This is a genomic window from Bacillus sp. TL12 (assembly GCF_022625245.1).
In the GTDB taxonomy this organism is placed as follows: domain Bacteria; phylum Bacillota; class Bacilli; order Bacillales; family Bacillaceae_G; genus Bacillus_A.
In genome coordinates this window covers 1-19,312 of the sequence record NZ_JAJJBY010000010.1, presented here as the reverse complement: position 1 = coordinate 19,312, position 19,312 = coordinate 1, and the positions used below count along the sequence as shown (strand labels likewise).

Here is a 19,312-nt window from a genome sequence, read left to right as displayed (position 1 = left end):
TATTAGAAAAACAGAAAGGATACTATAAGCTCCGCCTACAAATCCTCTTACATTTACAAATCCTATATAAAATAGCAGCAGTGATTGTTATTACACCTGGTAGCATCCATTTTAAAAAAGGAAAATCTTTTTTACTAAACCACCAAGTAAGTGCCAATATATTATTACCCCTGGTAAGAGAGCCATTAGCAAAGGTCCTAAAACCCTCACAATGCCCACCTCTTTCATTTTACCCCTTATCAATTCAACATATATTCCCATTACAAAAATATAGCCTGTATTTTTTAGTATTTATGAAGATAAAATTTATATTTTCCTCAAGCAGACCAATGCGCAGGACGAGAAAGTAAACTTGGTAATTTCGTATCGGCATCCCCTTTCGCTGCATTCACCTGAACTTGAGTTAAAAAAATACTATCCGTAAGGTCCGCTCCGCTAAGGTCAGCATCTCGTAAATCGGCACCGATAAAGTCAGCCATTCTTAAGTCTGCTCCCCGGAGATCAGCAGCAATGAGATATGCCCCTCGTAAATTCGCTCCCTTAAGATCCACCCTTCTAAGCTTTGCCCCCATAAGGTTTGCCCCTCGATGATTCGTCCTTTTATTTTTTTTCGCACTTTTATACTTGTAATGCGACTCAGTCCATACTAGTTTGCTTGTCTTTAAAAGAAGTTCATTTACATACGCTCGGTGTGATGGAACATTTACATCAATCAGCAAATCTGGGCTAAGATAAGAAAGTCGCTCCGTCTCTTCAATCGCAGCACGAATCTCTTTATGAATCGACCGTGTTGCTTTTAACGCTACAGCCTCATTTAAATACCAAAGCATTTCATGAAGCTGGTGCATAATCGGAAAAACTTCATACATCTTTTTTGCATGTCCCGGACCTTCTCTCCAGTCAACACCTTTGAAAGTCACCTGTGAAACCTTTTGCCCTGCACCGAAACATTCAAAAACGGTGCACCCTTTAAATCCGCTCTTCCTAAGATTTTTATGAATGCTACACCGAAAGTCTGATTGCAGATTTGAACATGGTTTACCAGCATCTTTATTAACTGCAAAATCAGCTGAAGCTGCGAAAGGTAATGCAACGCAGCACAAACCGAAGCAGTTCTCACAGTCAGCTCGTAAACTGTTAAAACTTACACTATTTTTTGGATTTAAATCATAATTATTTTCTAACAAAACATGTACCCCCTGTTGCTGTATTGCTTGTTTAATTTTATATAAATAGGTATATAAAGTGAATAATTTATCCCGTTCATTTTTAATGCATAATCGATCCATAAATCAAATATCATATTTCATTTCAAACGCAACACTAACTTCCAAATATACTTTCATTTGAAAAGGACATATTCTCCAACCTTTATTATCATTAAATTATAAAAATTCATATAAATAGGAGGCAATCAGATGGCATTAGAAATGAAAACAAACTGCCAAACTTGTAGCACTTCACTGCAAACAGATTCGGAAGCTTATATTTGTACGTACGAATGTACATTTTGTGCACCGTGCACAGAGAAAACGCAGCATGTTTGTCCAAACTGCGGTGGTGAATTAGTGCGTAGACCGAAAAAGAAATCATAAAAGAAAAGCTACTATCAGCTTTTCTTTTCCCTTGCAACATCTATTTGAAAATCTCTTTTAATTTACTTCCGATTAACTCAGATAAATATTCATAGCCAACAGCACTAAAGTGCAATCCATCACGCTCTTCATTTTCTACAAATTTCTTATAATCTAATTCTCTAATCATATGAGAATGTAAATCAAGAAAGTGACTTCCAGTTTGTTTTGCTACTTCTTCCACCACTTTTGCATACTGCGATAATACTTCGTTTGTTCTTGCGTGCTGCCTTTCCTCGTCCACTGGTGCTGGGCTAATTGGCAACACCTTTTCTGGTGAAATTCTTTTTACAATTCCCATTAAATTTGATTTATATTCTTGTAGTGGTACTTGTTTATGAAATGCCGCATCATTTGCGCCAAAAAAGACCGTTACAAATGTCGGCTCATAAGATAGCACATCTTCTTCTATTCTTCTCAAAGCATCGAACGTATTATCACCAGAAACACCTGCATTTTCTATTTTCCAATTCGGAAACTGCTCTTGTAAACGTGGCGTTAATCTCGGTGTTCCATTCCAAAATGTTTCATCAGCTGTAATGCTATCACCAAAGCATACTAATATATTCATTTCTACATCTCCTCTTTATGTATGAAACAATTTACCTTCTATCGCTGAAATATAACGCTGCGCGGAGCGTTCTACCGCTTCATTCGCATTCTCTTTCACTACTCGGTGAAAAGCATTGTACAAGCGATTAAAAGATAATGGTTTGACCCTTCTCGCCATCTCGTCTACTTTATTTGCTGGTAACGGAATTAAGTTTGGATAACTGTACATGAAACTTACCCACTCTTGATCTGCTACTACTTGAATAATGTCGCCTGTCAATAAAATCCCTTTCCCATTATTCCCTTCTGACCAATGTAACACAGACCCACCTTTAAAATGTCCACCTAGACGATGCACTGTAATTCCATCAGATAATTGCAATGATTCCCCTGACCAAAAAACAATATGTTTACTTGGACGCGCCACCCACTGCCTATCATCTTCATGTATATAAATTGGTACATCAAATCTTTCCGCCCATTCAACTTGAGTAGAATAATAGTGCGGATGGGATAATGCAATTGCATCTAATCCCCCTAATTCTTTTACTCTCTCAATTGTAGTTTCGTCAAGATACGTAATGCAATCCCATAACAAATGATACGATTCTGTTTTTACCAAATAAGCTGTTTGACCAATCGCAAATTCTGGTTTTGTTGTAAAACTATATAGCCCTGCCTCTTCTTCAATCATTTCATTTTGATATTTGTTGCTCGCTTGTAAATCATCAAGCGTTGTCCAAGATTGCCCCTTCGGATTTACATATTGTCGCTCTTCATTACAAATCATACAATTCGTTGGTTCCTCTACACTTGCTGCATATTGTACGCCACATGTTGTACAAACAAAATTTTTCATAACATTTCTCCTATCCCCATTTTATTTTCTAGTGAACTTTCATTGGTAACGAATTTGATTCATCCAATAATGCCAAGCTTTTAAGTAAGCATCCAAATCCTCTGGATGATGTCTCACACAAGCATCTAGCCTGCAATATAAAACAATTGCGACTTCTTCATATAAAACTTCCCTCGCTCTATTACGGAATATACTCTTTTCTACTATCTCGTCTACCATTTCCGTCGTTAACTCTTCTGGCGTCGAACAAAATGCATAAATTAAATCATATATTGGATCTCCCAGCACTGGAAAAGGGTCGATTACGCCATATAACTTATTTTCTTTACATATAAAATTATGAAATCCACAATCACCGTGTAATAGAAATGGTTGATTACAATATCTCGTTCTATTTGAACTACGTACTAATTTAAGAAGCGTTTGAAAATCGGCTTCTGCTATATAAGCCCTCACATTCTCGCAGGTCTCCATTACCCTTTCTAAAAGAAAGTCCTGCCAAGAGGCTACCGGTTCTTCTTTCCATCCCCACTGATCCATTTTCATAGCTGGTTTATATGTATGAACCACTTTCTGGACAAGTGTAAAAAGAATATCCTTTTTATTCCCCGCATCACAACGTATGGAACCAGGAATAAATGAATACACCATATATCTATATAATGGGTCAACATACAAAAGCTTAGGAAATATACTTTTATTTTCATAAAAGGTAAGAAAATATGCTTCTTCTTCGATAACTTTTGGTTCATTTATCTTTATAACGTACGGCTCATTTCCTTCGATTACATATAACTCACTCATCGTACCGCCCGTTAATTTCTTGTATGTTGTAGGAGAATCGATAATCACTTTATTTACAACTAATTGCTCAATCACTTTGGTAATATCCATCTTTATTCCCCTCATTCTATATATGAAGCAACTTTATTATTATTTGACAACTACAGAAAAAAACCTTTAATATCCTCTTCCTTATACATATTTTTTTGTAATTTTGATACATACTGGGCATGCTAGAAAAAATACTTATACATATTAGGAGGACATATATGAAACCCGATTTTTTACAAGCTGTAAATCAAGCTATCGGTAATGTTACACATATCCACATTGAAGAAAGTGGCGCAGATAGTCTGCTAATTCACCATGATGATACCCAGCAATTGAAGCAAGTTGCAGAAACATTAGAAAATCACAATTTCCATTCCGTAATGAGGCAAAATGGAAATACATCTTTTATTGAAGTTGTAAATAGATAAAAAGTTCGGTTATATACCGAACTTTTTTAAATCGAAATTTGAAACTCTTTTACATACACCGCAGCTCCCGAAATCTCACCTTGCAGTGAATGGTCTTCCTGATTCTTTGTTACATAAACAGCCACACGACCGTCCTTATTCATTTCTTATCCTTGTTCAACAATTAATTTCATTTCACTATCAAAATCTTTACTCAAAAACTTAGCATAATACGCCCCCATTACGCCAGAAGCTGTTCTCGTCACTGGATCTTCAATTGTTCCAGAATAAGGTGATGAAAAATGCCGACCATGCATATGTGCTGCTTCATCATACGTTTCTTCAATCGTCATTGCATGTGATAAACCATTTAATACTTTTTTCGAAGGACCAAATATGTTTTGAACGGTTGTAAGATTGTACATTGCATTCACTCCTAAAAGGATTCGCTTACATACTTTCGCAACTCTTCTCTAAGTCTACTTTCATTTTGCATCCAAATATAATGTTCAGCTTCTACTATTTCAGTAGCTTTCGCTCCATTTATAAGAGATGCGATTTGTAAAATAGGCCAAGATGGTCGTATATCCTTCTGCCCATATATAAATAGAGTTGGTATGTGAATTTGTGAGATCTCTTTTAATACATTTTGTTGTTTAATAAAACGTCGCCAAGAACTTATTAAAGAACGGTGCACTTCCTTATTGTAAGAATACACCGAATCTGGACAAGTCTCCCGTTTCCCTTTCACTCCCTCTTCATATGCACGTTTCCAATCTCGATCATTTTGAATGCCGGTTCCTGAAATGGAGACAAGTCCTAACAATGAATTGGGCTGTAATATTGCATACGCAAGAGCTAAATCAGCTCCCCACGAATGCCCCATAACGATCCACTTCTTAATTTTGTAATGTTCTCGTATTCTTTCCATATCTTCTATACATTCTTTTACACCGTATCCTGTATCATCGGATTCAGAACGCCCACATCCTCTAGGATCGAATCGAATTACTTCACATATATCGTCTATTAAACTTGCGACTGGTTCTAAATAAGCGGCACAACCTGGTCCGCCGCTTATGAGTAAGACAGGAATTCCTTGTCCTTGCTTTGCTGTCCATAAGCGGAATCCACTCGTCTCTATGAATTGCTCTTCCAAATGTATCCCCTCCGTTTATATTTCTTTACAACCTGACTTATCAGTCCACTTGATTTTTATAATAGATTAAAAAATCAGTCCACTCACTATTTTCAAAGGAAAACTCTTTTCGTGTACATTCAAACAGAAACCTCGCTCTTTCCGCCAGACGAATCGATGGCTCATTATCAACATTTATATGCAGTTCAATGCGGTGGAATTTAAGATGATCAAAGAATAAGCCCATATCGGCCCGTACACTTTCTAACCCATAGCCCTTTTTCCAATACTGATTATGAATCGAATATCCCATCATTGCCCATTGATAGTCCATTCGTAAAATTTTAATAAGCTCTATCTTTCCGATATTCGCACCATCGTCTTTACGAAAAATTCCTAACACATACATTTCATCTCGTTTTGCCGACTCATGAAACCCTTGTATCCATTCGGTAAACCATTCTTTTGCTAAGGACGACATATCTCGATAACCATCATCGTATTTATACTGAGATGGGAAACGGTTGTTAAAACCTTCATACCAACTTGCATAATCCCCCTTTTGAAAAGGACGAATGATAAGTCGTTCCGTCTCTACTTGTAACAATGACTTTCTCAATGTTCATCTCTTCTTTCATATTCAATTCTCTAAATTCTATTTCCGAAAAAATATTATTTATCATTAGAATTTTCTTTACTATTTTAATAGAATTACAAAATTTAGTAAATCAATACGATATCGAAATAAACAAAAGTCCAGTTATGTACAAAACATAACTGGACTTTTTATTTTTATTTTATTACAACACCACTTTTCAACTCTCTCTTCAATACTTTACCTAACGCATTTTTCGGTAAACTCTCAACAAACACTACTTGCGGTATTTTGCAACTTGCTAATTTTTGTTTACAGTACTAAATAACCTCTTCTTCTGTTAAAGATGTGTGAATATCTTTGACGACATAAGCCCTTGGAATTTCTCCCCAAAATTCATCAGTGATTCCTACCACAGCGACTTCCAATACACCATTCATTTCGTGGATCACTTCTTCCACTTGATCTGGGTATACATTATCGCCGCCATGTACAATTACATCTTTATATCGTCCCATTATATAAGAAACCATCTTCATCTATTCAAAAATAGATAATAAAAATGTTTAATTATGAAATCTTTATGTAAAAACTTTTATTTTACAAGTGTTAATACGTCATCTTTATATTCGAATGAATAATCACCTGCCTTTTCTAATAGAACAGGTAAATATTCCTTTACCATTTCAGCAATCCCTAAATTAGAGGGATTCAGTATCCAATCAATGTGCTTCCAATCGAGAATACCTTCTCTTGTTTTTTCATAGATTCACTACCTAATATTGTATCTACTTCAAATAAATACACATATAATCCATCTTTTTTACAATCACTAGTATCCCATGTAATGATACCCTTTGAATAATACTGATTTACCTTGAATCCTGTTTCCTCAAACACTTCACGAATTGCACCCTCATCAGCAGTTTCACCTAATTCATTTTTACCACCAACACCGTTCCACACTCCCATAATCGGTGCCTTTTCACGATTCAACATCAAGACTTTATCCTTACTTTTTAAGAAACATACGTTATATTTAAACACTTAATCAGCCCCACACTTAAATTTATTCTTTATTTATAGAAGTATACGATACAAATACCCCAAGTACCATTTCTATACTTTATAAAACCTTTATTTGTTTTTAAATGATTTTATTATTTTTTAAACAACTTTATTATCTCATTACAACTGGCCTTTTAATTGAACATTCCAACAGGAGATTATTATGCATGCGATTATGAAGAATATATATTTAAAACAGATAGGAGTATCTATTTTTTCAGTATGTAAGTACACGATTTAAAATATAATATACCTTGCATAAAAACGAGGCTTCTACTTACGTTTTAAGCAAACTTTTTTATAAAGTGAAATGTTCATCCAGACAAACAGAATCCACTTTGCTCAAACTTTATTCCAAACCAATACATTACATGAAAAATATCCCAATACCTTAAAAGGAATCGGGATATTTTAAATCATATATAAAGATTACTTTTATTCATAATATATTTAACATAATCAGCTGCACTTCTTTCGATATCTTCATCTTTTAGTTCGTACTCTGCTCCATACAACATAAATGTTTGTATGAATTTCATCCCCGTATATAGACAAGTCGCCTGAAATGGTTTTGTTAATTCTTTCATTGTAAACCCATCCTTATACTGCGTTTCTAATCCACCTATAGAAATCGCCAAACCAAATTCTTTATTACGTACTTTATCTCCTGTAGAACCATAAGCAAAACCGTACGTTAATACATCATCAAACCACTTTTTTAATAATGGTGGTGAACTATACCAATAGAACGGAAATTGAAATATGTAGCGATCGTGTTCTACTAATAGCCTTTGTTCATGCTCAACATCGAACTCCCAATTAGGAGCTACTTTATACAATTCATGTACTGTTATCTCATTCGAATATTTCTCTAATTCTTTTTTCCATCTTTTATTAATCCGTGACTCTTCAATATTAGGATGTGCTACAATTACAAGTGTTTTCATCAATTATTTTCCCCCTTATAAAAAATGAAATCCTTTAGTATTAGTATGTATTAGTTACATATAATTGAAAAGTACGTACTTTCAGGTACTATAGGAACCTCAAAGTACCTATGGAGGTGTAATATGAAGATGAATCAGAATCAGAATCACAACTTCCCTATCACTACTACCCTTGAAGTCATCGGTGGAAAATGGAAGAGTAGTATTTTATGCATTCTTATGGAGGATAAGAAACGGACTCACGAACTGAAACGTGCCATCCCTGACATTACACAAAAAGTGCTGACGCAACAATTACGGCAGCTTGAAGCTGATGGGATTATCCATCGAACTGTATATCAAGAAGTTCCACCAAGGGTGGAGTACACAATAAGTGAATACGGAAAATCTTTAATACAAATTATGAATGAAATGTGTGAATGGGGAAAAGATCATCAAGTCAAGAAAACAACTAATTGAGTTAGCACAGCAAATGTTATAAATCTAATTCATGTACAAAAAAAGAACTTGGCATATTACCAAGTTCTTTTAACCTTTACTCTCCAAAAATAAATTCTTTAAACTGCTCTACACTCTCAAAATAATAATCTGATCCCTCTTCCATTTGCTTCTTAATTTCCGGAATATGATGGGACCAGCCAGCTGCAACAAATGTAACGTTACAGCTTCTTGCCATTTCCAGTGCAGGTTTTAAGTCATCTAATATGATGACGTCATCTTCACGTAGATCAAACATAGACAAAATCTTTTTCACTGGATATGGATGTGGTTTTCTTTGATTTTCTTCTAGTTCCCATCCAAACACTGCATCTGGAACAAACCCACAGTGCTTTTCATAGTCCCTCTTAATGCGACTACTTTCAGAGTGGGAAACTACCGTTACAATTCCGCCCCGTCTCTTAAACTCCTGTACCAATTCAGGAAATCCTTCATAAAAGTCTGGAATTTTCGATTCTGTGTATTTTTTCCAAACCTTTTGTTGGTGCTCTTGTTCTTCTGGCGTGAAACCAATGATATCTTTACACAAACTCAAAAAACCAGGATGAAAACAATTTGAAATAAACTCTTCTAATGATAATGGCGTTTCATCAGGCCTTAAATCTTTTAAAGCTTCTACAAATGATGGATAATGTATATCCGGTGTACTTTTCACTGCTGTATCGTCATGGTCTAGTATTAAACATTTATATTTCAAATTCATTTTCTTCCTCCATTACAATCCTGCCTACTTGAATTCCTTGCGTTATTATCTCATGTTAGCGTTATACCATCCAACTATATCTTTACCACTCTCTATTCCGATTGATTTCCATCTTTTCCTGAAATGCTCTCTCTAAATCAATTTCTAATTTATTCGCTAAGTCACATACATTCCAAATGACATCAAACATTTCTAAGCCTATTTCTCTTTTGGCATCCTTACCTTCACTTTGCTTTATAATTACCTCTGTTAATTCTCCTAGTTCCGCCATTAAATACATTGTACGCTTCTCAATCGTCGTATCAGCAAATCCTTTTTCTTTACTAAAGTTTGCTACATACTGTTGAAATTCAGAAAGCTTCATTTTATACTCCCCTTCTCTTTTTATCCCGCATTAACGGGCAGTAAGATCCCAACCTCAAAATCCAGTGAAAGCAAAGAAGTTAAATGAGGGATCAACTGCTCGTAAAAGCCCGATTGGTTCAACTAATAATCAATGGGGATAAAGCCTCCCACTGATTAAAGTTTCACTTTATGAATTTCTTCTATCAATCTTCTATTTTCTTTATATTTACAGCGACTCGGCTGCCCTTCTGTACGATGTATTCTCAAATCATTTAATTCATATACAACAGAATATAACGTCCCAAAATTATATTTTTTTAAGTTTAAACAAACATGCTCTTTACTATTCGATAAGATATCCTGCGCACTTTCTCGATTTAACTGTGAATTTTTTCTTAACTGTTCTTCTATATAAACAAATCTATTTTGAGATTTACTCCAATCATGATCAACATTTTGTTGTAAACCTACCATTTCTTTACTTACAAAATGATTTGTACAAATAATAAAATCTTCATCCCCTCTCGGCCTCCGTACAAACATGTTATGTGGCGCTTTTTCTACTACTGCTATATTCCCTGACCTGTCTGCTAATAAGTAATTATTACAGATGGAAGACGGGAATTCTCTTAAAATATGTATCGCCTCTTCTACCGTACTTGTATTTTCTAATATTTTTCGAACTGCCACATAAAAATTTAATCCCACTTCTTTATATTCACTTTGTACAAGCGTAATTGCCACTGCCAATCCTTGTTCATTCATCCCATCTACTTTCCCTAAAAATACATCAGAATGTCCAACGTACGAATATTTATCGTGAGGACAAACGAGAGAACTCTCTGTATATTTTTTCATATCTAAAATCAAATCATAGTTTCTTCCCATAATCACTTCTGAACCGTTATAAAATGCAAATATACTACATTGCGCCTTTGGCTCAAATACACCTATACTCAATATAAGTGAACTTACCTCTTCATAGGTTACATGACACCCTTCAGCAAACCCTTTCATTTCGTCTATGAATTCTGGATAAAAATCTTTTAATAGTATATGACTTTTCTTTCCGAAAGCTAATTTTTCTTCTAACACTTTTGGAAACCGAAATCCATTTTTATATAACATGCTCCCGTAATGTTTTCCCATCTCATAATGTGTTCCGCGTAACCTTGGATGATACATATATAATCCTCTCCTTTTCTCTTACTAAGGCTAGGATATATCCTCCTGTAACAGGAGGGTCAATTACGAATCTACAGGAAAACATACTTTCGTTATAAATTGTAACGGTTTATGTTTGAAATCAGGCCGAATGTTTCTATAATCGATTTGTTCAGTAAACACTCCCTGTTCATACACTTCAAAAGGTGAATCCTTTACTACATATCCCTTTTCTCCAATGAAATTCATTATTTTTTCATATACGATTCCTAATTCCGAATAGGGGCCTTTTATAATCGCGCAAATATGTTTTCCTCCTTCTAAACACCGAATATTTGAAAGCTCACAATCGTACTCTTTTATAGGTACACAAACTTCTAAATCTATTGGTACATTCCCTTTATTAAATTGATGAAAAACTGTCATCATTTTCCCATCTACTTCTAGCCCATATGCATATAACCTTTCAAACAATTTTTTTACAACAAAATCGATTTCTCGTGTACATATCTTTTCTCGAATACCATAAACCCATTGCCTTTCTCGTATTTCTTCAAAGCATTCTGTTATATTTGAAACCGTTACAAACGGAGCACTAGTATTCAACTCATCAATAGATTGATTGATTTGTCCTAAAGCTTGTTGTATTTTTATCATTTTCTTTTCTAATTGCAGAGCTTTCTCCCGTAATCGATTCTCTAACTCCCTATTATTACCGCTTTGTAAAACCTTCTTTATTTCTTGTAATGAAAAACCGAAACTCTTTAGCTTTTTTATATATTGTAACGTTTTTATTTGCTCATAATCATAATATCGATACCCTGTTACTGCATCAGTATGCAAAGGTGTTACAAGATTAATTGCATCATAATGATGTAACGTTTTAACAGATACACCACATATTGTTGCAAACTGTCCAACTGTATACATACATGACCCCCAACCTTTTTTCAATTTTTTCCACTCAACTCATATTTTACTATAAAAATCATTCATTTTAGACAAATGAAAAAACGAGTTTACATACAACTCGTTTTCCATGAAAATGATTTTAAATGTTCGTACGAGGCTCCTCTAGTCTCTCCTTACTCCTCCAGTTAAACAAACTTTCAGTCCTAGTTTGCTGCCCTGGTTTCACAAACACCATCGCTCCCATTGCAATAGCGGCCAATACGGCAGCTACGATAAACATAGAAGGATAGCCGTAGCTTACAACTAAATATCCAGTTAAAGTCGGAGCTAAGATTGTCGCGATATTCGCGATAAAATGCATAATTCCACTATATGTTCCCGCTTGGACAGGAGCTGTGTCGACAATGATTGCCCAAAATAATGAACTTGGTAAGAAAGCAAATGCATTTCCAAGTGACATAAGCGCTAGTACAGCCACATAATGATCCATCGCTGGAATGAAACTAAAGCAAACAGCTGTAAGGAATAAAGCAATAATCGGCAATCCTGTTCGAGCTAAACGAAGGTTTCCTGTTTTCTGTAAAATACGATCAGATAACTTCGCTCCTAGCGGTAAAGTAATACAAGCGCCAAGCCAAGGAATCATGCCAAGATACCAGAGAGAAGATAATTGAAAGTGAAATACATCTTGCAGATATTTTGGTGTCCACGTTAATATTAAGAAATTGATATACTGAAAACAAAAATATGCTAATGTAACCATAACGAATGTTGGCACTTTAAAAAATGAATACCACGGCTCTTTTTTCGTCCCTTTCTCAACAGTTACTGATGGAAGCACTCCTTCAGCACTTCGTATTTCAGCTAGTTCTTCTTTCGTTACTCGCGGGTGATCTTCAGGCATATTCGTAAAAGTAAAATACCAAATAATCGCCCATACAATTCCAATTGCACCAAGGATGAAAAACATCATTTTCCAGCTTGTAAAAGAGAGTAACATAACTGCCACAGGTGCAGTTAATACTGCACCTAACGGAACACCAACAAAACCAAGTGATGTTAGAAAAGCTCTTTCTTTTGGAGCTGCCCAGTTTGCTGCTGTCTTATTCGAAACCGCGAAAGATGGCCCTTCTGTGAATCCAAATAATACGCGGAACAGAGCAAATCCCGCTAAAGCAGAGCCCCCAAAAACGGCCATTCCTATTTCTCCAGCAAAAGCTGTCGCAATTTCAAAAATAGACCATGTCGTCGCTGCTACAATCCATACAAACTTTGGTCCTTTTTTATCTGAAAAAATACCTCCTAATAAAGAACCAATCATGTAACCGTAACCAAAATAGCCTAATATTGCTCCCCATTCCTTCGGATCAAAGCCATATTCTTTTATAATAAAAGACTGTGCATAGGCGATAGCTCCGCGATCAATATAATTTACCATTGTAATTAACGTAAGCATCGCAAAAACATAATAGCGGAATTTGTTCTTCATCAAACTCCCCACTCCCCCTCGTATACTTTTGTTTTTCTCTCTAATCTTTTAATAGAATGATATGAACCTTTCCAGGGCCATGAACTCCAAAAGCTAACTCCATTTCAATATCACCCGTCCGGCTTGGACCAGTGATAAAGTTAATACAAGCAGGTAGTCCATTTGGAACGTATTCATGTACTGCTACTACTCCTTCTGTTAAACGTCTATAAATTGTTTGTTCCGAAAGGATTGCCACATAAACTGGCGGCAAAACACTAACTAAACGTCCACGCCCACCACCATTCCATAAAACAACCGTTCCCGTTTCTGCTAGTCCCATTTCAGCATAAGTAATTCCCATATCAGCCCGAGCTACATAGTCTCGTAGTTCCCTTTCATCGTTTTTATTTTGCCAAATTCGATGAGAGATGAAATTTTTCGTTAAATATTCTCCTATTTCAAGCTGGTGTAATCTCTCATCATCCCAGTACACCGCCGATTGAACATCAAATTTTTCCGCAATGTACTGAAGGGTATTCTCTATTTCTGAGCGATATATGTGACTTACTTCTGTATGTAATGCATGTAAATTTGCAATAAACTGTTCTACTAACGTTTCGCGATCTATCTCTTTAGGAAAGTTTCTAAGCGGATTGTTATTCCACTTAGGCGGAGTTACCCCAGAGCGGCGGTTTCGCCCTAGTCTACGTGCAATATTGTTTAAAAAAGATTCTTGTACGTCTGTCATGTTATGACTCCCTCTTTTCTTTTCTCCACCAATCTCGGAATGATTGTTTCGCAGGTTTTGGAAAATCCCTACTCTCTGTCCACCCCTTTAATGGACCAGGTCCTTTCGCAATATAACCGTCTTTTGCAAAAATAGATAAACCAGCATGTGCCATTTTAACACCTTTCTCATAAACAAAAGGATGACTCGCCATAAACGCGAAACCTTTAAAAGCTAGTTGCTCAAATTTCGTTATAAACCCTTGTTCCACCTCATCTTTACGATGCTCAATGAGAAGGTCGTGTAACGGAATTTTCACTGGGCAAACATCTGTACATGCCCCGCACAAGCTAGATGCAAAAGGTAATTCTTTTAATTCTTCATACCCTTCTAATAAAGGCGCTAGCACCGCACCAATCGGCCCGCTATACACACTTCCATAAGCGTGTCCTCCAATATTGCGGTATACAGGGCAAACATTTACACACGCTCCGCAGCGAATACATTTGAGTACTTCTTGGTAAGCGGTTCCTAAAATATCCGAACGACCATTATCTAAAATAATTAAATGAAATTCTTCAGGTCCATCCTTATCTTCCGGTAAACGTGGTCCATTCACTCCAGTTACATAGGATGTAATTTTTTGACCGGTAGCACTTCTTGTTAACATGGAAACGACAACATCAAGATCTTTCCATGTCGGGACAAGACGTTCCATTCCCATAATAGCGATATGAACTTTTGGCAATGTAGTCGTAAGGCGAGCATTTCCTTCATTACTTACAAGAACGACAGATCCAGATTCCGCAACAGCAAAATTACAACCCGAGATACCAATATCCGCTTCTAAAAATTCTTTACGTAATTTCTCCCTAGCAAATTGTAGTAACTGATCTGTATCAACGGGTATCTTTCTACCAGCCTCCTTAGAAAAAAGCTCCGCTACTTGTTCTTTCGTCTTATGAATGGCCGGGGCAATTAAATGTGATGGAGCTTCTCCGGCTAATTGAATGATATATTCTCCAAGATCGGACTCTACCACTTTTAATCCCATCTCTTCTAAGTTTTGATTCAGATGTATTTCTTCCGAAACCATAGACTTCGATTTAATAACCGATTTTGCTCCTCTTTTTCTTGCAATTTCAGAAACATACGATACGGCATCTTCGGCTTTCAAAGCAAAATGAACATGCCCCCCATTTTTCCGAACATTTATGGCTAACTGTTCTAAATAACTATCTAAATTTTCAATTGTATGCATCCGAATTTCCGATGCTGCTTCACGCCATTCGTCAACATTTCCTAATTCAGATGTAGCTTGTTCCCTTCCTATCCGCAGCCTATCTTGTGTAAACGGAACCGCACTTCTCATTTGCGAATCGTGCAATGCTTTATCTACTCTTCCCAAAAATTCTAGTTCCTGCACTACGCTCATTTCTCCAGCCCTTCTGCTATATGTAACACTTGAATCTCTTTATTTTTCCTACTAAGTCGCCCGCCAATATTCATAAGACACCCCATATCAGCTCCAATTAAGAGATCAGCTCCCGCCTCCTCAATATATTTTATTTTTTCATCAACCATTGTTTCAGAAATCGAACTCATTTTCACTGCAAAAGTCCCGCCAAAACCGCAGCAATCTTGACAATATCGTAATTCTTTTACATCTAGCTCTTTTACTTGTGAAAGTAGCTCTAGCGGTTCGTCTTTTATCCCAAGTCCGCGGCTCATATGACAAGATTGGTGGAAAACCGCTGTCCTATCTAGCTTAGAATTCAAATCACTTTTCCCGAGTACATTTATTAAAAAATCCGTTAACTCATACGTCTTATTCGCTAAATGCACTGCATTTTCATACCATTTACGATCGTCCTTAAACAGCTCTTTATAATAATGATGAACCATGCTAGCACAAGATCCAGAAGGAGTGACAATATATTCACTATGCTCAAATGCTTTTATCATTTGCTTTGCTGCTAGCTTTGCTTCTTTTTGGTATCCACTATTGTAAGCAGGTTGACCGCAGCAAGTCTGTCCTTCAGGAAAATCCACTTCTACTCCGCACTGTTCCATAATTTCCACAACACTCTTACCTACTTGAGGAAAAAACACATCTGATAAACACGTAATGAATAACGAAACTTTCATAAAAAATTTCCTCCTCGAAACTGTGTCATATACTTTTCAGTTGTGAATCTACTAAAAGCACTTTTATATTTTTAATTTTTAGAATTTTCTATTTTTAAAATCTTTCATTTATGATATCATGTGACGTATTATATAAAAACTATTTATAAGGTTGTTTTTGTATACAAAAAAGGTATAGAAAGAGGGTTAAAAATGGATATAAGACAACTTCGATATTTTATTGCAATTGCTGAAGAAAGGCAGCTTACTCGTGCTGCTCATCGATTGCATATGGCGCAGCCACCTTTAAGCAGACAACTATCGTTGCTAGAACAAGAATTATCAGTAAGCCTATTTGAAAGAAGCGGCCGAAATATGCATTTAACTGAAGAAGGTAAAATCTTATATATAAAAGCAAAAAGTATTATCGGACAATTAGAGGAAACAATTACAGAGATTAAAGATACCGGTGAAGGGTTAAGAGGAAATCTATCTATTGGAGCATTTCATTCTTGCATTCCTTTTCTATCTGAAAAAATCCGTTATTTTCAAAAAAACTATCCGAATGTGAACTTAAAAATATGGGAAGGAGGCCCTTTATACTTAACAGAGCATCTAGCAAATCGGAATATCGAGCTCGCTGTCTTGCGTACTCCTTTTAATAAGGAGATTTTTTCAAGCATTTGTTTATCAAAAGAGCCGTTCGTATTAGTCGCGCCCGCTAAATGGGAACTACATAACTCACAACTTCCAATCTCCATAAACGAACTTCATCATATCCCCCTTTTACTATTACATAAAGATAAAGAAGATAGCTATCATCAACTCGTCATTGATGAATGTAATCGCCGTGGTATAAAATTAAATATAGCGTGCGAATGTCCTGACTCTGCATTCGTACTTATGCTCATTATGGCAGGAATCGGAGCTTCAATTCTCCCCAAAAGTGCCATATCTTATATCCCACAAGAATTTATTAGAATTGTAGATTTAATAGATTTTCCGTTCCAATCTGAATCATCAATTATATGGTTAAAAGATCGGAAGCTCTCTAACAGTGCTAGACGATTTATAGAATGCACGTAAGAATGATTTCGGAGGTGAAACTATGGCTCTCTTTGCTTCTCCATCATTATGTATTATCGCTATAATCTCTTTCGCACTATCTTACTTTATAGGCGTGAAGCAATATACTTGGCTCTTATCTGGTTTTAATGAAAGACGTGTCAAAGATAAGAAAAAACTAGCAAACATAGTTGGGCTTTACAATTTAGGTGCAGGTGCTGCTGCAACAATCGGTAGCGTCTTCACTACACCAAATACACAAATAATTGTTCCTATTATTATCATTGGACATGTTGTATTAGCGGCTTACGTGAATACGAGAATGGTGCACTAAAATACCTAAAAAGAAATGGTGAGCACTGCGTTTAATAACTTATTGAAACATATGAACAACCTGTCTCAAAGAAAAAAAGAACAAGCTTTTCAATGAGAGAAACACTCTATTGAACATACATCCTCTGTTAGCGGTCATCTAATCAATGAAATGAAAAAAACGTATGACGGTTTATGCAATTGTTAAACATTGTCCAATATTGTTTTAACATTCAGATTACAATTAACCATAATGGTCTTTAAACTTTAGTGGGGGGAGATTTATATGACTTTAAAAGTAGGAGATATCATTACATTTGAACGAACCTTTACAGTAAAGGATGTTGAATTATTTACAGAGGTTTCAGGTGATGAAGGGATTCACCATATAACCCCAGACGAACAGGGCAGACTTGTAACTCAAGGGTTACTAACGGCAACCCTACCAACGAAAATAGGTGGAGATCATAACGTACTAGCTCGTACTATGAATTTTGAGTTTGTAAGACCTGTATTTACAGGAGATACAATAATTTGTAAAGCTAAAATTGAAAAATACGAAAGGCAAGAAAACAATAGATCAGACATTATTGTATCCTTTTTATGTGAAAATCAGAATAAAAAGGTAGTATTAAAAGGCGACTTTTCAGGTGTAATACTTTAAAATATAACAGAGCGAAAGAAAAAAGATAAGCAAATTCGCTTATCTTTTTTCTCTTTCCATTCAGTACAATTCACATTATCACATCTATCTATAACGTTATAAATTTTCAACATATTCCTTCGCTTCAATCAATGAATACCCAAATGCTTCTCGTGCCTTCTTAATTGCCATAATTTTTTCTCCATCTTTCACAAGCTGTCTTAGTTCATGATTAATTTCAGGTTCTACCTCTCTAATTCCCATTTCCTTTGTTATTAAATCTAATCTAGTTTCTATACACTTTAGTTGTTGCTTTAAAATAAAGTTTGATCAAATTGATACGAATAACCTTGATAAACGATCATAGAAAAGAGCGTGTTTCGAAAAAAAGATTATTCAAAATGGTTTCATATCCAGCTGATTTAAGTTTTGGTTTTATAAAAAAGTTTGATTATTTCTGTAATCCTTATTCCATTAAAGCGCCCTTTAATAGAATAACTATTTTTTTATGATTTTGGGTAAAGCATCTTCGTTTGACAAAAGCTAAATCTGCCATTATCATCAACTCGAACTTATTTATGGGAGTGATAAAGATGAAAATTTATGTTGATGCAGATGCTTGTCCGGTAAAAGATATTATTATCACTGAAGGTACGAATGCTAAAATTCCTATTATCCTTGTTACTAGCTTCTCTCATTTTTCTAATGCGGAACAACCATCAGGAGTGGAAAAGATTTATGTTGATTCTGGAGCAGATGCTGCGGATTATCGGATTATGAAGTTAGCAGAAAAAGGAGATATAATCGTTACACAAGATTATGGTCTTGCTTCGCTAGGTTTAGCAAAAGGGTGTACGGTTCTTCACCATAAGGGGTATAGCTATACAAATGAAAACATTGATCAATTATTACAAACACGTTATTTGAGTGCAATGGCTCGAAAAAGCGGAAAGCGTACAAAGGGGCCAAAACCATTTACATCAGAAGATAGGGAGAAATTTAGGGAGCTTTTTAAAAGAGCAATTTCACTTTAAAAATGAATCGTCCATTATTAAGGAAAACCTAGAAAAATAATATTGTGACAAGTATTTCAGTTCTTTTTTTAAGCCTTACACTATACTCGCATGAATAAACATTAAAATTATTTGATGTATCGTATTAATGGTACAAATGATTTAATATAAAAGTAAAGACGCGTTTCTAAATAAACGCGCCCGATTGTTGAAGGTCGTTAAATTAAAATTTATAACTTAAACAAATTTTACTGTTCTCACAACACTTCCAAAAATAAAAAACGCCATCTTTTCTTAC

The 19,312-nt window shown here is 35.5% G+C and carries 23 protein-coding genes and 3 pseudogenes; 7 read left to right on the top strand and 19 right to left on the bottom strand.

What is annotated here, in order from left to right; all coding sequences use genetic code 11:
- Positions 1-317: 317 nt before the first annotated feature.
- A complete protein-coding gene (locus tag LOK41_RS11535) occupies positions 318-1,187 on the bottom strand; it encodes a pentapeptide repeat-containing protein (RefSeq protein WP_241816735.1) in 870 nt (289 codons plus the stop codon).
- A gap of 231 nt (positions 1,188-1,418) precedes the next feature.
- Here LOK41_RS11535 and LOK41_RS11530 point away from each other — a divergent pair, with 231 nt between their 5' ends.
- A complete protein-coding gene (locus LOK41_RS11530) occupies positions 1,419-1,595 on the top strand; it encodes a DUF1272 domain-containing protein (RefSeq protein ID WP_241816576.1) in 177 nt (58 codons plus the stop codon).
- A gap of 40 nt (positions 1,596-1,635) precedes the next feature.
- Here the strand turns inward: LOK41_RS11530 and LOK41_RS11525 are convergent, their stop codons facing one another.
- From LOK41_RS11525 to LOK41_RS11515, 3 genes are read right to left on the bottom strand one after another with little or no spacing between them, the layout of a single operon-like run.
- Complete coding sequence (locus LOK41_RS11525) at positions 1,636-2,205, bottom strand: SGNH/GDSL hydrolase family protein (protein ID WP_241816575.1); 570 nt, start codon at positions 2,203-2,205, stop codon at positions 1,636-1,638.
- A gap of 15 nt (positions 2,206-2,220) precedes the next feature.
- Entirely contained in the window at positions 2,221-3,045 is an 825-nt protein-coding gene (locus LOK41_RS11520; protein WP_241816574.1) for an MBL fold metallo-hydrolase, read from the bottom strand.
- A gap of 39 nt (positions 3,046-3,084) precedes the next feature.
- The gene (locus LOK41_RS11515) at positions 3,085-3,939 is read right to left on the bottom strand and encodes an aminoglycoside phosphotransferase family protein (protein WP_241816573.1); all 855 of its coding nucleotides are present in this window, start codon (positions 3,937-3,939) and stop codon (positions 3,085-3,087) included.
- A 158-nt stretch (positions 3,940-4,097) separates the two neighbouring features.
- On the opposite strand from LOK41_RS11515, the gene LOK41_RS11510 reads away from it, so the two are divergent.
- Positions 4,098-4,307: a hypothetical protein gene (locus tag LOK41_RS11510; RefSeq protein WP_241816572.1), complete on the top strand. Its 210-nt coding sequence runs from the start codon at positions 4,098-4,100 to the stop codon at positions 4,305-4,307.
- Positions 4,308-4,333: 26 nt separating this feature from the next.
- On the opposite strand, the pseudogene LOK41_RS11505 reads toward LOK41_RS11510, so the two are convergent.
- The 6 genes and pseudogenes from LOK41_RS11505 to LOK41_RS11480 form a co-directional block, all read right to left on the bottom strand.
- Positions 4,334-4,669: pseudogene (locus LOK41_RS11505) on the bottom strand (PhzF family phenazine biosynthesis protein); the annotation flags it as partial.
- 53 nt (positions 4,670-4,722) lie between these two features.
- Positions 4,723-5,445, bottom strand: coding sequence for an alpha/beta fold hydrolase (locus tag LOK41_RS11500; RefSeq protein WP_241816571.1), 723 nt, complete (start codon positions 5,443-5,445; stop codon positions 4,723-4,725).
- Positions 5,446-5,485: 40 nt separating this feature from the next.
- Positions 5,486-6,043: a GNAT family N-acetyltransferase gene (locus tag LOK41_RS11495; protein ID WP_241816570.1), complete on the bottom strand. Its 558-nt coding sequence runs from the start codon at positions 6,041-6,043 to the stop codon at positions 5,486-5,488.
- Between the two features lie 173 nt (positions 6,044-6,216).
- Positions 6,217-6,562, bottom strand: a pseudogene (locus tag LOK41_RS11490) (AMP-binding enzyme); the annotation flags it as partial.
- Between the two features lie 52 nt (positions 6,563-6,614).
- Positions 6,615-7,018, bottom strand: a pseudogene (locus LOK41_RS11485) (NUDIX hydrolase).
- A gap of 485 nt (positions 7,019-7,503) precedes the next feature.
- Entirely contained in the window at positions 7,504-8,034 is a 531-nt protein-coding gene (locus tag LOK41_RS11480; RefSeq protein WP_241816568.1) for an NAD(P)H-dependent oxidoreductase, read from the bottom strand.
- A gap of 123 nt (positions 8,035-8,157) precedes the next feature.
- Between LOK41_RS11480 and LOK41_RS11475 the strand changes: the two genes are divergently transcribed.
- Positions 8,158-8,493, top strand: coding sequence for a winged helix-turn-helix transcriptional regulator (locus LOK41_RS11475; protein WP_241816567.1), 336 nt, complete (start codon positions 8,158-8,160; stop codon positions 8,491-8,493).
- Between the two features lie 76 nt (positions 8,494-8,569).
- Here the strand turns inward: LOK41_RS11475 and LOK41_RS11470 are convergent, their stop codons facing one another.
- From LOK41_RS11470 to LOK41_RS11435, 8 genes are all read right to left on the bottom strand, one after another.
- Complete coding sequence (locus tag LOK41_RS11470; protein WP_241816566.1) at positions 8,570-9,235, bottom strand: HAD family hydrolase; 666 nt, start codon at positions 9,233-9,235, stop codon at positions 8,570-8,572.
- A gap of 82 nt (positions 9,236-9,317) precedes the next feature.
- Entirely contained in the window at positions 9,318-9,599 is a 282-nt protein-coding gene (locus LOK41_RS11465) for a MazG nucleotide pyrophosphohydrolase domain-containing protein (RefSeq protein WP_241816565.1), read from the bottom strand.
- A 155-nt stretch (positions 9,600-9,754) separates the two neighbouring features.
- The gene (locus LOK41_RS11460) at positions 9,755-10,765 is read right to left on the bottom strand and encodes a C45 family autoproteolytic acyltransferase/hydrolase (protein ID WP_241816564.1); all 1,011 of its coding nucleotides are present in this window, start codon (positions 10,763-10,765) and stop codon (positions 9,755-9,757) included.
- A 63-nt stretch (positions 10,766-10,828) separates the two neighbouring features.
- Complete coding sequence (locus tag LOK41_RS11455) at positions 10,829-11,674, bottom strand: MerR family transcriptional regulator (protein WP_241816563.1); 846 nt, start codon at positions 11,672-11,674, stop codon at positions 10,829-10,831.
- A 121-nt stretch (positions 11,675-11,795) separates the two neighbouring features.
- A complete protein-coding gene (locus LOK41_RS11450; protein ID WP_241816734.1) occupies positions 11,796-13,145 on the bottom strand; it encodes an MFS transporter in 1,350 nt (449 codons plus the stop codon).
- 40 nt (positions 13,146-13,185) lie between these two features.
- A complete protein-coding gene (locus LOK41_RS11445) occupies positions 13,186-13,875 on the bottom strand; it encodes a LutC/YkgG family protein (RefSeq protein WP_241816562.1) in 690 nt (229 codons plus the stop codon).
- Between the two features lies 1 nt (position 13,876).
- Complete coding sequence (locus tag LOK41_RS11440) at positions 13,877-15,289, bottom strand: LutB/LldF family L-lactate oxidation iron-sulfur protein (protein ID WP_241816561.1); 1,413 nt, start codon at positions 15,287-15,289, stop codon at positions 13,877-13,879.
- Entirely contained in the window at positions 15,286-16,002 is a 717-nt protein-coding gene (locus tag LOK41_RS11435) for a (Fe-S)-binding protein (protein ID WP_241816560.1), read from the bottom strand. Before LOK41_RS11435 ends, LOK41_RS11440 begins: the two co-directional genes overlap by 4 nt.
- Positions 16,003-16,194: 192 nt before the next feature.
- Here LOK41_RS11435 and LOK41_RS11430 point away from each other — a divergent pair, with 192 nt between their 5' ends.
- The 3 genes from LOK41_RS11430 (at position 16,195) to LOK41_RS11415 (ending at position 18,022) form a co-directional block, all read left to right on the top strand.
- A complete protein-coding gene (locus LOK41_RS11430; protein ID WP_241816559.1) occupies positions 16,195-17,067 on the top strand; it encodes a LysR family transcriptional regulator in 873 nt (290 codons plus the stop codon).
- A 22-nt stretch (positions 17,068-17,089) separates the two neighbouring features.
- Positions 17,090-17,380, top strand: a complete 291-nt coding sequence (locus tag LOK41_RS11425) for a DUF3784 domain-containing protein (RefSeq protein WP_241816558.1) — start codon at positions 17,090-17,092, stop codon at positions 17,378-17,380.
- Between the two features lie 264 nt (positions 17,381-17,644).
- On the top strand, positions 17,645-18,022 hold the full coding sequence (locus tag LOK41_RS11415) for a hotdog domain-containing protein (protein WP_241816557.1): 378 nt from the start codon (positions 17,645-17,647) through the stop codon (positions 18,020-18,022).
- A 96-nt stretch (positions 18,023-18,118) separates the two neighbouring features.
- Here LOK41_RS11415 and LOK41_RS11410 read toward each other — a convergent pair whose 3' ends face one another.
- Positions 18,119-18,322 (bottom strand): hypothetical protein, encoded by a 204-nt coding sequence (locus LOK41_RS11410; RefSeq protein WP_481748807.1) that lies wholly within the window; start codon positions 18,320-18,322, stop codon positions 18,119-18,121.
- 272 nt (positions 18,323-18,594) lie between these two features.
- Between LOK41_RS11410 and LOK41_RS11405 the strand changes: the two genes are divergently transcribed.
- Positions 18,595-19,035 carry a YaiI/YqxD family protein gene (locus LOK41_RS11405; protein WP_241816556.1) on the top strand — a complete coding sequence of 147 codons (441 nt, stop codon included), beginning with the start codon at positions 18,595-18,597 and terminating at the stop codon, positions 19,033-19,035.
- Positions 19,036-19,312 lie beyond the last annotated feature (277 nt).